The sequence below is a fragment of the Aeromonas sp. 25-AL00135 genome, assembly GCF_054052385.1.
Genome location: NZ_JBSTYQ010000007.1, coordinates 70,092 through 82,226, shown reverse-complemented (window position 1 = coordinate 82,226; position 12,135 = coordinate 70,092). Strand labels below are relative to the sequence as shown.

Annotated in this window: 12 protein-coding genes; 6 read left to right on the top strand and 6 right to left on the bottom strand. The window is 61.5% G+C overall.

Annotation, left to right across the window (positions count from 1 at the left end):
* Nucleotides 1-18 precede the first annotated feature (18 nt).
* The 5 genes from xerC to lptM all read right to left on the bottom strand — a co-directional run bounded on the left by xerC (nt 19) and on the right by lptM (nt 4,300).
* On the bottom strand, nt 19-996 hold the full coding sequence (gene xerC / locus ACW5XC_RS08170; protein ID WP_042053478.1) for a tyrosine recombinase XerC: 978 nt from the start codon (nt 994-996) through the stop codon (nt 19-21).
* The gene (locus ACW5XC_RS08165) at nt 989-1,669 is read right to left on the bottom strand and encodes a DUF484 family protein (RefSeq protein WP_005336370.1); all 681 of its coding nucleotides are present in this window, start codon (nt 1,667-1,669) and stop codon (nt 989-991) included. Before ACW5XC_RS08165 ends, xerC begins: the two co-directional genes overlap by 8 nt.
* A 91-nt stretch (nt 1,670-1,760) precedes the next feature.
* A complete protein-coding gene (gene dapF / locus ACW5XC_RS08160; protein ID WP_005336371.1) occupies nt 1,761-2,591 on the bottom strand; it encodes a diaminopimelate epimerase in 831 nt (276 codons plus the stop codon).
* A gap of 249 nt (nt 2,592-2,840) precedes the next feature.
* On the bottom strand, nt 2,841-4,091 hold the full coding sequence (gene lysA, locus ACW5XC_RS08155; protein WP_042053477.1) for a diaminopimelate decarboxylase: 1,251 nt from the start codon (nt 4,089-4,091) through the stop codon (nt 2,841-2,843).
* Between the two features lie 32 nt (nt 4,092-4,123).
* A complete protein-coding gene (gene lptM, locus ACW5XC_RS08150) occupies nt 4,124-4,300 on the bottom strand; it encodes an LPS translocon maturation chaperone LptM (protein ID WP_074042653.1) in 177 nt (58 codons plus the stop codon).
* A gap of 73 nt (nt 4,301-4,373) precedes the next feature.
* Between lptM and cyaY the strand changes: the two genes are divergently transcribed.
* The gene (cyaY, locus tag ACW5XC_RS08145) at nt 4,374-4,688 is read left to right on the top strand and encodes an iron donor protein CyaY (RefSeq protein WP_040068798.1); all 315 of its coding nucleotides are present in this window, start codon (nt 4,374-4,376) and stop codon (nt 4,686-4,688) included.
* Nucleotides 4,685-5,338, top strand: a complete 654-nt coding sequence (locus ACW5XC_RS08140) for an alpha/beta hydrolase (protein WP_042053474.1) — start codon at nt 4,685-4,687, stop codon at nt 5,336-5,338. The genes cyaY and ACW5XC_RS08140 overlap by 4 nt, the downstream gene beginning before the upstream one ends.
* A gap of 64 nt (nt 5,339-5,402) precedes the next feature.
* Here the strand turns inward: ACW5XC_RS08140 and ACW5XC_RS08135 are convergent, their stop codons facing one another.
* Nucleotides 5,403-7,922, bottom strand: a complete 2,520-nt coding sequence (locus ACW5XC_RS08135) for a class I adenylate cyclase (RefSeq protein WP_042053472.1) — start codon at nt 7,920-7,922, stop codon at nt 5,403-5,405.
* Between the two features lie 323 nt (nt 7,923-8,245).
* On the opposite strand from ACW5XC_RS08135, the gene hemC reads away from it, so the two are divergent.
* Genes hemC through ACW5XC_RS08115 form a run of 4 tightly spaced genes read left to right on the top strand, consistent with a single transcriptional unit; the run spans nt 8,246 to nt 12,126 of the window.
* The gene (hemC, locus tag ACW5XC_RS08130; RefSeq protein WP_136501663.1) at nt 8,246-9,175 is read left to right on the top strand and encodes a hydroxymethylbilane synthase; all 930 of its coding nucleotides are present in this window, start codon (nt 8,246-8,248) and stop codon (nt 9,173-9,175) included.
* Nucleotides 9,172-9,906 carry a uroporphyrinogen-III synthase gene (locus tag ACW5XC_RS08125; protein WP_042053470.1) on the top strand — a complete coding sequence of 245 codons (735 nt, stop codon included), beginning with the start codon at nt 9,172-9,174 and terminating at the stop codon, nt 9,904-9,906. Before hemC ends, ACW5XC_RS08125 begins: the two co-directional genes overlap by 4 nt.
* Nucleotides 9,903-10,952, top strand: a complete 1,050-nt coding sequence (locus ACW5XC_RS08120; protein ID WP_042053469.1) for a uroporphyrinogen-III C-methyltransferase — start codon at nt 9,903-9,905, stop codon at nt 10,950-10,952. Before ACW5XC_RS08125 ends, ACW5XC_RS08120 begins: the two co-directional genes overlap by 4 nt.
* 10 nt (nt 10,953-10,962) lie before the next feature.
* A complete protein-coding gene (locus tag ACW5XC_RS08115) occupies nt 10,963-12,126 on the top strand; it encodes a heme biosynthesis HemY N-terminal domain-containing protein (RefSeq protein WP_042053468.1) in 1,164 nt (387 codons plus the stop codon).
* The last annotated feature ends 9 nt before the right edge of the window (nt 12,127-12,135 follow it).

The window sequence follows — 12,135 nt, the reverse complement described above, 5'->3', positions numbered from 1 at the left end:
ACGGGGGCTCATAGCCCGTTATTCATCGTCCTGCGCATCCGGGTCACGCTTGGCCCTGGGGTGGGCACTGTCGTAAACCTTGGCCAGATGCTGGAAGTCGAGGTGGGTATAGATCTGGGTGGTAGAGAGGTCGGCATGACCCAGCAGCTCCTGCACTGCCCGCAGATCGCCGGAGGACTCCAGCATATGGGTGGCGAAGCTGTGGCGCAGCTTGTGGGGATGGACGTGGGCGTTGAGCGCCTGCTTGTTGCCCCAGCCATCGAGGCGGGCCTGCACCGAACGGGCCGACAGCCGCTGCTTGCGGCTGGAGACAAACAGCGCCTCGCTCTCATCCCCGGCCAGCAGCGGGCGCACCTTGAGCCACTTCTGCAGCCACTCGACCGCCATCCGGCCGATGGGCAGCACCCGCTCCCGCGAGCCCTTGCCGATCACCTTGAGCTGGCGGTCGTCGAGCTTCAGATCCACCAGATTGATCCCCACCAGCTCGGCCAGACGCAGCCCTGAAGAGTACATCAACTCCATGATGGCGCGATCCCGCACCGCCAGCGGATCCTGCTCGTCGGTGATGTTGAGCAGCTGGTGCATCTCGTCCACATCGAGGTTTTTCGGCAGCGGTCGCCCCTGTTTGGGGGTGACGATGCCACGGGCCGGATTGGCGGTCAGTCGCCCCTGCCGCACCTGCCAGTCGCAAAAGCTGCGCAGGGCCGAGACCTTGGTGGAAAGGGAACGAGGAGCAAGGCCCCCCTTGTGCATCCGGGTCACCAGAGTGCGCACCTGACTCGCCTCGAGCCGACCCCAGTCAGTGAGCCCCTGGGCCACCAGCTCGGCGGTCATCGCCTCCAGATGGGCTTGATAGTTATTGCGGGTATGAGGGCTGAGCTGACGCTCGACCCTCAGGTATTCGATAAAGGCCGCCAGCTCGTCCGCCAGTGCCGCAGGCAGTGGCGGTGCGATGACGGAAGCTTTGGCGGGTGCCCTGGCCGGTGTTCTAGCCATGAGTCAACTCGGGCAGACGCAGTTGCAGCAGGCGCCCCAGTTGGCCCAGCAGCAGGGTGTCGTTGTGGGGAGTAAAGTGGCCGGGATCCGAGCTGGCGAAGGCCAGCACACCGAGATCGCCGAGCCGCATCAGGGCCACCGAGTTGACCAGCACATCGTGGCCAAACAGCGCCTGCTTCTCGCTCTGGCTCAGGCGGCCAAAGTAGTAATCCTGCCCCGGCAGACGCTGACCCAGCAGGGATTCGAGCTGCTTGCCCTGCGCCAGAAAGCGTTGCTCGGGCCCGCTCAGGGCAAACTTCTTGGGATTGAGCCAGAGTCGCAGCCCGGTCAGGCGCAGTCGCTGGACAAAGGCCTTGCCCATCACGGCACTCACCTCGAACAGGGTCTGGCAACCGTACAGCTCGCCGTAGAGATCGGCATAGACCCGAAAGATCCGCTCGTTCTCGCTGGCGATCCCCATCAATTCGGTGATCTCCTGCTCCAGCTGTTCGATCCGCTCGCGCTGACGCTCCAGCTGGCGCTCGACCAGCGAGACCGACCCTTTGCGTTCATGGGGAATGCGGATCCGGTCCAGCACGGCGGCATGGCGTTGGAAAAACTCGGGATAACGGGCCAGGTACTCCAGCACAGTGGCTTCATCCACCGATTGCTCCTGCCGTTTGAGTTCGCTCATAAATTGGTTGATCCATCAGAGAAATGGGGCTCGCTGCCCCGACATCATGGGCAAAGGGGGCCAACGCCCCCCGTACCTGAACCTTTATCGGCTAAACCTCTATCTGGCCGTCAAACACATGCTCGGCGGGGCCTGTCATATAGACCGGCTGGCCCGGCCCCTTCCAGGCGATGGTCAGCTTGCCACCCGGCAGACTGACGGTGACCCGCTCCTTGAGCTTGCCCTGACTGATGCCAATCACCGCCGCCGCACAGGCACCGGTGCCGCAGGCCAGGGTCTCGCCACAGCCCCGCTCGAATACACGCAGCTTGATCTCGGTGGCATTGACCATCTCCATGAATCCAACGTTGACCCGCTCGGGAAAACGCTCGTGGCGCTCCATGATGGCACCGAGCGTCTCGACCGGCGCATCGGCGACCGAAGGCACCTCGATGACGCAGTGGGGATTGCCCATGGAGACCACGCCACACATCACGGTATGCTCCTGCGCCCGCAGCAGATAGGTTTTCTCTGCCTTCTGGGCCCGGAACGGGATCTTGCCCGGCTCAAACTGGGGCACCCCCATGTTGACCGTGACCTGATTCTCCCCCTCCAGCTGCAACACGATGCGACCCCGGGCGGTACTGACCGCGATGCGATCCCGGTTTATCAGCCCCTTGAGACGCACGAAACGGGCAAAACAGCGGGCACCGTTGCCACACTGCTCCACCTCGCTGCCATCGGCATTGAAAATGCGATAGTGAAAGTCGAGTTCAGGGTCATAGGGCGGCTCCACCAGCAGCAGCTGGTCAAAGCCGATCCCGAAGTGGCGATCTGCCAGCTTCTTGATGACGTCATTGCTGAAAAATACCTTCTGGGTGACGCCATCCACCACCATGAAGTCGTTGCCCAAGCCATGCATCTTGGAAAAATCTATCAACATCGTGCATTCCTGTGCTGTTAGGGCTGTAAAAACTCACCGTCAACCACTATGAAGTCGTTGTCCACAGCCCCATGCATCTTGGAAAATCTATCAACATCGTGCATTCCTGTGCTGTTAGGGCTGTAAATACTCACCATCAACCACTATGAAGTCATTGGCCACAGCCCCATGCATCCTGGAACAATCTGTACACATCGCGCACACCTGTGCTGTCAGGGCTGTAAAATTCTGTCGTCTCTATCTACTGCGTCAGGGCAGCAGGTGCTCACCGCGCCAGAGATCGGCCAACTGCTCACGCTCGCGGATCAGGTGCGCCTTGGCACCATCCACCAGCACTTCGGCAGCGCGCGGACGGGTGTTGTAGTTGGATGACATGGTAAAGCCGTAGGCTCCGGCCGAACGCACTGCCAGCAGGGAACCCTCGGCAATCGCCAGGGTGCGCTCCTTGCCGAGGAAGTCGCCGGTCTCGCACACCGGGCCCACCACGTCATAGAGCGCGGGAGCATGACCGGCACGGCTATCCACCTCGATGATGTTCATCCAGGCGCCGTAGAGCGAGGGGCGCAGCATGTCGTTCATGCCGGCATCGATCAGCGCGAAGTTGCGGGTCTCGCCCGGTTTCAGGTACTCAACCCGGGTCAGCAGAACACCGGCATTGGCGACGATGGCGCGGCCCGGCTCGAACAGCAGGGTCAGATCCCGACCCGCCAGCTTCTGCTTCAGCGCTTCGGCATACTCGGTCGGATGAGGTGGCTGCTCGGAACCATAGTTGACCCCAAGGCCGCCGCCTACGTCCAGATGATGGATATGAATGCCTTCCGCTGCCAGACCGTCGATCAGCCGCAGCAGCTTGTCAGCCGCTTCCATAAAGGGATTCAATTCAGTGAGTTGCGAGCCGATATGGCAATCGACCCCGACGATCTCGATGTTCGCCATCGCGGCCGCCTTGCGATAGATGGCGGGCGCCAGCTCGATGGGAATGCCGAACTTGTTCTGCTTGAGGCCAGTGGAGATATAGGGGTGGGTACCGGCATCGATATCCGGATTGACCCGCACCGAGACGCGAGCTTTCTTGCCCATGCTGCCCGCCACCCGATTGAGGCGCTCCAGCTCGGCTTCCGACTCCAGATTGAAACAGAGGATCTCTTTATCCAGCGCCAGGCGCATCTCCGCTTCACTCTTTGCTACACCGGAGAAGACCACCTTGGCCGGATCACCGCCCGCCGCCAGTACCCGCGACAGCTCGCCACCGGAGACGATGTCAAACCCCGAACCCAGACGGGCCAGCAGGTTGAGCAGCGCCAGGTTGGAGTTGGCCTTCACCGCGTAGCAGATCAGATGGGGAATATCGCCAGCGGCCTTGTCGAAGGCGTGCCAGTGGCGCTCGAGGGTCGCACGGGAGTAGACGTAAAGCGGGGTACCGTACTGCTCGGCAAGCTGTTGCAGCGAGGTTTGCTCGGCCTGAAGCTGGCCGGCGGCGTCGTAGTTAAAGTGATCCAAGGGGGCGGTTCCTTCCTAGAATGGGTGCGGCATTAGTGCGGCGCGGCCTCGGTGGCAGCCTCAGTGGTCGCAGGCGGTACTGCTTGCGGTGTACTCTGGCTCTGTGGCTGCTCGGGGGGCGGCATATAGAGCGGCCCCTTCAGACCGCACGCGGCCAACCCGAGGGACAGAAGAGTGGCAAGCAGACACTTGGTGAACTGGGTGATCATAATGGTTCGCTGCGAAAAAATTTTTGGCCCTCTATAATCGCACTCACATTGTTAAAAGCAACAGGATAAACCGATGAAGGATCACGAGTATCACGCCCTGACCGACGCCTTTTTCCAATATGTGGAAGACACGCTCGACGAGGGGTATCCGGATATCGACTGCGAACGCAGCGGTGGCGTATTGACCCTCTCTTTCGAGAACAAGACCAAGGTCATCATCAACAAGCAGGAGCCACTGCACCAGATTTGGGTCGCCACCCGCGAGAACGGCTTCCACTTCGAACTGCAGGGTGACACCTGGATCGACAACCGCTTCGGCCACGAGCTCAAGGCGCTGCTGAGCCAATCCTGCTCCGCCCAGGCGGGCGAAGAGGTGGTGTTCCCATGATTGACCTGCACCCGCAGGGCGCCCGTCATGCGGTGATCTGGCTGCATGGGCTGGGTGATTCCGGCGCCGGTCTCGCCCCGCTGGTGGACGCGCTGGACCTGCCCGCCGAGCTACCGGTGCGTCACCTGCTGCCGGATGCCCCCGAGCGCCCCATCACCATCAACATGGGCTACAAGATGCGCGGCTGGTACGACATCAGGAGCTTCGAGGATCCCGCCGAGCGGGCCGTGGAGTCCCATGTCCGTGAATCGGCCGACCAGATTGCCGCATTGCTCGACCAGCTGGTGGCCGACGGGTTTGCCCCCGAGCATATCGTGCTGGCAGGTTTCTCTCAGGGCGGAGTGATTGCCTCCTTCACCGCGCTGCGCTATCAGGCAACGCTGGCGGGCTTGCTCTGCATGTCCACCTATCTGGCCGCCCCCGACAAGCTGCTCGGCGAGATGAGCGAGGCTGCTCGCACCCTGTCCATCTGCTACATGCACGGCATCTACGACGATGTGGTGAGCCTGTCGCTCGGTTGGGATGCCAAGAACCGGCTGGAAAGCACCGGACTCGCCCCCGAGTGGCACGAGTACCCGATGCGCCACGAGATCTGCCGCCCGCAGCTCGGCGACATTCGCAGCTGGCTGCTGGCTCGCCTCGGCGCCTGAGCAACCGCAATAGCAAACGGCCTGCATCTGCAGGCCGTTTTTTATGGCGATTCCAACTGACGGGTCAGCCCACTTCCCGAGTGGGCGGGACCTGTTCGCGCAGAGTGCCCTGACTGCGATAGGGGATCACATCCAGCTCGCCATTCACTTGTACTATCTCGTAGTACTGGGGCAGGTTGAAGTTGATGAACTGCCCATCATCGCTGAACCGCTCGTGATTGGAGGTGTAGAAGCGGTTGACCCCCGCCACCAGCTCATCCTTGTTGCCGGCAAAGTGCTGGTAGATCTCCACCCGGTTCGCCTCATCGAGGATATAGATGTTGGTGCCCGCATCCCGGGTATCGAAGAAGAACTGCACCAACCCTTCGCTGGCGTAGGCATCGACGATGCTCGGCAGATGCTGGCTGTGGGTCTTGTCGAGCCGCAGCGGCAGGTGATCCAGCTTGTTGTGGGAGATGTGACGGTAAAAATCGATGGCGTTTTCAAGCTTCTTCACCGACACCCCGCGCCGCTCGAAGAAGATGCCGTACTTCTCGCGGCCAAGGGCCATGGTCTTGACCAACTGCTGCTTGTCGCGGGCAAGGCGCAGGTCGATGCACTCCGCCACCAGGGTCTGGAAGCGGGAGCGCACCAGAGAGCGGAAGTGCTGGCTGTAGCAGAACACCTCGATCATCTCGGGGGCGGCGGCATCCTGATGCATCTTGCCGAGGATAGTGGTGAGGGCATCGACCACGGCTTCATCCCCCTGGAAGTGCAGGGTACGGATCTCGCTCCAGGAGTTGCGGTAGACCAGATCCACCGAGCCCACCAGACACTCCTGATTGCGGCCGAACGAGAAGACATCCACGGTATTGGCGTCAAATTCGATCACCTGACCGACCCAGTGGCTGGTCGGGTCCATCTCCAGATTGAGGAAGATGGAGAGCTGACGGATCTCGCACGGCCGACTGAGGGCCAGGTTGGTGGCCAGCGGGTACTTCTCGGGGAAGCAGCCGGAGAGATCACGGCAGAACTGGTGCAGATTGTCGATGTGCAGATCCGAACCCTGATTGAACAGGTGCACCCGCGACTGGGGCGTCAACAGATCGTTGAAGTAGGCCCAGGAGACCAGCTTGCTGATGTAGCCGTTGAACTCCAGCGGCGCGCGGCCAATGATGTCCACCGGCTCCAGCGAATGTTTGTAGAGGTACCAGCCGGCGCGGTTGAGGCGACCGTGAGGCACCTGCACGAAGCTGAGATCCGGCTCGCTGAGATCCGGCGCAATCTTCAGGTTGATGCGCTGCACCTTGCCCGGCAGGCTCTCGAACGCGGCGTAGAGTTTGCGCGACAGAATGCCGATATCTTCCGGGTTGATCGACTCGCTGATGTTGTTGCGGCGAGCGAACTGGATCAGGTTGCGGTAGCTCTGCATCAGGGCTTCCAGCAGCTCGGCGTGGGCGATCTTCACCTCTTCGATCTTCCACTCGTGGCGATGATCGAGTTGATAGAGTTTGTCCTGACTCCAGCCCCAGTAGGAGACCAGCTGGCTCATCTGCTCGCGACGCCACTCGGGGGAGTGATCATCCTTGGGATGGCTGAGACCGTCGCACACCTTGAGGTAGAAGCAGCGGCGCACCAGATCGAGCCGCGCCATGTCGCCGATGGACTTGAGGTAGTTGGTCACCTTGTCCAGCATCAGACAGTAGTTGTCGAGCCGGTAGTGCATCCCCTCATTGTGCTGGAACCAGTCGCGACCAATCATCGACAGCAGGCGGGTATTGGGATACTCGTGAGAGTAGGCTTCCATCAGCACCGACTTGAGCACCGCCTTGTAGGGGGAGTCGATCCCCTTGTAGAGCTGCCACAGGGCGGAGCCGAAATACTCTTCGGCCGGAATACGGTCAAAACTGCCTAGATCGAGCCAGTCGTCCTGCTTGAGCTTGCCGCTCTCGAACAGCTCGTTCACATACTCATCGTAGTGATCATCACATTCGGTGGGCACCAGATACCAGATCAAGCGTTTGCCCGCGATACGCATGGCACTGCGGTAGAACTCGTCGAGCAGCAGCAAGTGCTGGGCACTGCCGCAGCTCTCCCCCTGCATCTGGGCATCGTTGGTCTGGCGGAACTTGTCTTCCGGGATCAGGAAGAAGTTGAGATCGACCCCGCGCTGTTCGGCCCACTTGGAGAGTTGCTGGCACTTCAGCTCCAGCAGATCGAGCCGCTCCTGCGACAAACCGGCCACGTAGCAGACCCAGATATCGAGATCGGAGTGACAGCATTGACCGATGGAGGAGGTGCTGCCCATGGAGTAGAGCCCCTGAATGGCTCGATCATGGGTTGCCAGACCGCTCTGACAGTTGGCGTTGCGGCAGAGGTCATCGATAAAGGCTTGCTGCTCGGCGGTGGCGCTGAAGCTCCAGATGCCATGAGGGACATCACCGGAGACATAACCGGGCAGCAGGGGATGATTGAAGTGCAGCATGACAGGCAGCAGTTGGAATACCTGCTGCCCATAGCGACTCATGAGGCCTAACGCCCGTTGCGTCTTGAGACGGGTAATGTCGTCATAACGCGCAACCAGCGTATCGATGTGTTCCTGCAATGCCCTGCCTATCACCTAAGTGAAAATGACGCACCAAAAGGGGGATACGTCAAAAAAGTGTGATCATGTTAACAATGCAAACAGCGGTGGTAAACAAGCCTTCAGCTAAACGCCAGATTATTTCTGGTATGACCACATCAAGTATCAGGGGAAATCATTAAATTCCAATATATTCAATGAATTAATCAACCGCACTTGCTTAATGAAAATCATTTTCAGCATGCATTTTTGAGCTTGGCCCCGCTTTTGCCGGCTCCGCCATGAAAGCCCGGGCAAAGGGTGGTAATATCGATTTCCTTCTAAAAATGAAACAACTGATTGATATGGCAGCCCGAACCCTGAAAATTGCCACTCGCAAGAGCCCGCTGGCCCTGTGGCAGGCCAACTTTGTCAAAGACCGGCTCGAAGCCCTGCACCCGCAGTTGCAGGTCGAACTGGTGCCCATGAGCACTCAGGGTGACAAGATCCTCGATACCCCGCTGGCCAAAGTGGGCGGCAAGGGATTGTTCGTCAAGGAGCTGGAGACCGCCATGCTGGAAGGGCGGGCCGATATCGCCGTTCACTCCATGAAAGATGTGCCGGTGGAGTTCCCCGAGGGGCTCGGCCTGCACACCATCTGCGAGCGGGAAGATCCCCGCGACGCCTTCGTCTCCAATCGTTTCAAGGCCATTGCCGAACTGCCACAAGGGGCCGTGGTCGGCACCTCCAGCCTGCGCCGCCAGTGCCAGCTGCGCGCCGCGCGCCCGGATCTGGTGATCCGCGACCTGCGTGGCAACGTCAACACCCGCCTCGCCAAGCTGGATGCCGGTGAGTACGACGCCATCATCCTCGCCGCCGCAGGTCTGAAACGACTGGAGATGGCGCACCGCATCACCGCCTTTATCGAGCCGGAGCAGAGCCTGCCGGCCAACGGTCAGGGGGCTGTCGGCATCGAATGCCGCCTCGACGATACTGAGCTGCACGCTCTGCTGGCGCCGCTGGAGCACGCCGAGACCCGCGCCCGGGTGTTGACCGAGCGAGCCATGAATCGCGCCTTGCAAGGGGGATGTCAGGTGCCTATCGGTGCCTACGCACTGGTCGAAGGCGAGCAGATCTGGCTGCGCGGTCTGGTGGGCAGCCCGGATGGCAGCCAGGTGATTCGTGACGAGATCCGCGGTCCGCTGGCCGATGGTGAGGCCCTCGGCGAGCAACTGGCCCAGCGCCTGCTGGCCGCCGGTGCCGACGAGATCCTGGCCGAGGTCTACCGCGCATGACCCCGCTGGTGGTGCGTCCGGCCGCCCAGGCCGCCGAGCTGGTGCAGTTGCTGCGCCAGCACGGCCATGCACCACTCTGCTGCCCGCTGCTGGAAACCGTGGCGGGCAGCGAACTCCCTCTCCTGCCCGACCTGTTGCGCAGTGCTGACGTGGTTATCGCCGTCAGCATCCATGCCGTTCATTTTGCACACGATTTTCTGTTGCAAACTGGTCAGACCTGGCCACATATTGAGTACTTTGCGGTGGGTCAGGCCAGCGCAGATGCGTTTGCAGCCATAGGCATCACGGCAAGTTGCCCGAATGACCCGCGCAGCGAAGGGCTGCTGGCCCTGCCCGCCCTGCAGCAGATAGCAGGCAAACGGGTACTGATCCTGCGCGGCAATGGCGGGCGGGATCTCATCGCCAGCACACTGGCCTCACGCGGTGCTCTGGTGCACTATTGTGCGGCCTATGAGCGCCACTACCCCGAGCTTGACGGGGACAGATTGACCCGCCACTGGCAGGCAGCGGGGCTGGACAGCCTGCTCATTACCAGTGGTGAACTGCTGCAACGGCTGCTGGAGCTGGTTCCCGACCACCAGCGGCCTTGGCTTTTTGACCGCCTGCTGGTGGTCCCCAGCCCGCGCGTGGCCGAGATGGCCCACTCCGCGGGCTTTATCCATATCACGATTGCCCAAGGTGCATCCAACCAGGCCCTGACGGCCGCACTGGAACTGAGGAAGATAGAATGACAGAACAACAAGAATCCCAGGTCAAACCCCAGCCGACCGCTGTGCTCAATGGCAGCAAGAGCCGCTCCGGTGCCGTACTGGGAGGGGTCGCCATCCTGCTGGCCCTTGGCCTGACCGGTGGTCTCTATCTGCACGGTCACAAGAACGCCGTGGCCCAGCAGGCCGAACTGGCCCAGCTCAAGCAACAGCTGGCGAGCGCCCTAAGCAAGATCGACCAGACCAGCAGCAAGGATGCCGAGCAGCTGGCCGCGCTGGGCCAGACCCAGCAGCGGCTGCAGGGAGAGATGCAGGGTCTGCAAAACCGGGTACTGGACCTGAATGACAAGCGCCCCAACGACTGGATGCTGGCCGAATCCGAGTATCTGGTTCGGATGGCGGGCCGCAAACTGTGGCTGGAGCATGACCTCGTCTCCGCCATCACCCTGCTCGGCAACGCTGACGAGCGCATCGCCGCCCTCAACGACCCCAGCCTGATGCCGATCCGCAAGGCGCTGGCCGAGGATATCGCCAAGCTCAAGGGGATGCCGCGCATCGACCGCGAGGGGCTGACCCTCAAGCTGGCTGCCCTGTCCGACCAGATCGAGCTGCTGCCCCTCTCCACCGTCAGCATGCCGGAAGCCAAGGCCGAGCCGGATCAAGCGGTCAGCACCAATCCCGACGAGTGGGAGAGCAACCTGAAGAAAAACTGGGTCAAGTTCACCGAGAACTTCGTCACCATCCGTCGCCGCGATGGCGCGGTCGAGGCACTGCTCTCGCCGCAGCAGGAGATCTTCCTGCGTGAAAACCTCAAGACCAAGCTGTTGCAGGCCCAGCTCTCCGTCTATCGCGAGCAGCAGGCGCTCTACGAAGACAGCCTGGACAAGGCCCAGCGCTGGCTGACCCAATATTTCGACACCGACAATAGCGCCACCCGCTACATGCAGGGCGAGATCGACAAGCTAAAGGGTGAGCAGATCCAGATCGACTATCCGGCCCAGTTCAAGACCCAGGCCATGCTGGAGCAGGTGCTGACCGAACGCCTGCAACGCATTCTGGCCAGCAGCTGAGGAGGGCACCATGATCCGTATAATCATTCTGGTTGCCGTGATGGTCGCAGGGCTGATCTTTGGCCCGCAAGCCTCCGGTAACAAGGGCTATGTGCTGATTGCTCTTGGCAATTACACCATCGAATCCTCCGTCACCAGCGCGGTGATCCTGGCCGTGCTGTTCTACGGCGCCCTGCTGATCGTCGAGTGGCTGCTGGGTCGGGTATTCGGCCTGCGCCGCAAGACCCTCGGCTGGTACGGCTCGCGCCGCCGCCGCAAGGCCAATCAACAGACCGTCGCCGCCACCCTGGCAATGGCCGAAGGGCACTACAGTCAGGCTGAAAAGCTGATGATCAAGGGGGCCAGCAACAGCGACACCCCGCTGCTCAACTACCTGAGCGCCGCCAAGGCGGCACAGGCCCGTGGTGACGACGCCCGCCGGGATCAATACCTGCAAAAAGCGCAGGAGGAGAATCCCAAAGCCGAGCTGGCGCTCACCCTGACCCAGACCCAGTTGCAGATCGAGCAGGGCCAGTACGATACCGCGCTGGCGATGCTGGAGTCGGTCTACGCCCTCAACCCGCGCCACCCCATGGTGCTGGATCAGCTGCGCCAGGTGCATTTGGCCCGTCAGGACTGGAGCGCCCTATGCGACCTGATCCCGACACTGCACAAGGTCGGCAAGCTGACCCCGAAACAGGAAGAAGATCTGCTGCAACAGGCCTGGTGTGGCCGCCTGCAACAGGCTGCCGGCAGCCTCGAGACCCTCAAAGCGGTATGGCAGGATCTGCCGCGCAAGCTGCGCCTCGAGCCAGAACTGCTAGCATGCTACGGCGATCTGCTGCGCCAGCTGGGCGCCGATGGCGAGGCCGCCACCCTGTGGCAGGAGGCGCTGCGCAAACAGCCGATGCCACAGCTGCTGACTCGCCTGCCCAAGCTGAAACTCGACAGCTACCAGCCGCTGCTGACGCTGCTGCAAAAGCAGCAGGGGCAACCGGAGGTGGACACCGCACTGGCCCAGCTCTATCTGCTGGCAGGTCAGCTGGACGACGCCCAGAAGCTGCTGGAGCAGGAGGTGGAGCGGGCGCCGAGCGCCGCCGCCTACCACGCCCTCGGCCAGCTGATGGACAAACGCCGCCTTACCAACAAGGCCAACGAGTACTATCGTCAGGCACTGGAACTGGCGGGGATCTGATTCCCGGCG

What these genes read in the sequence shown, in the direction of transcription:
- xerC (WP_042053478.1), bottom strand. Translation starts at nt 996, where the DNA reads ATGGCTAGAACACCGGCCAGGGCACCCGCCAAAGCTTCCGTCATCGCA.
- ACW5XC_RS08165 (WP_005336370.1), bottom strand. Translation starts at nt 1,669, where the DNA reads ATGAGCGAACTCAAACGGCAGGAGCAATCGGTGGATGAAGCCACTGTG.
- dapF (WP_005336371.1), bottom strand. Translation starts at nt 2,591, where the DNA reads ATGTTGATAGATTTTTCCAAGATGCATGGCTTGGGCAACGACTTCATG.
- lptM (WP_074042653.1), bottom strand. Translation starts at nt 4,300, where the DNA reads ATGATCACCCAGTTCACCAAGTGTCTGCTTGCCACTCTTCTGTCCCTC.
- cyaY (WP_040068798.1), top strand. Translation starts at nt 4,374, where the DNA reads ATGAAGGATCACGAGTATCACGCCCTGACCGACGCCTTTTTCCAATAT.
- ACW5XC_RS08140 (WP_042053474.1), top strand. Translation starts at nt 4,685, where the DNA reads ATGATTGACCTGCACCCGCAGGGCGCCCGTCATGCGGTGATCTGGCTG.
- hemC (WP_136501663.1), top strand. Translation starts at nt 8,246, where the DNA reads ATGGCAGCCCGAACCCTGAAAATTGCCACTCGCAAGAGCCCGCTGGCC.
- ACW5XC_RS08125 (WP_042053470.1), top strand. Translation starts at nt 9,172, where the DNA reads ATGACCCCGCTGGTGGTGCGTCCGGCCGCCCAGGCCGCCGAGCTGGTG.
- ACW5XC_RS08120 (WP_042053469.1), top strand. Translation starts at nt 9,903, where the DNA reads ATGACAGAACAACAAGAATCCCAGGTCAAACCCCAGCCGACCGCTGTG.
- ACW5XC_RS08115 (WP_042053468.1), top strand. Translation starts at nt 10,963, where the DNA reads ATGATCCGTATAATCATTCTGGTTGCCGTGATGGTCGCAGGGCTGATC.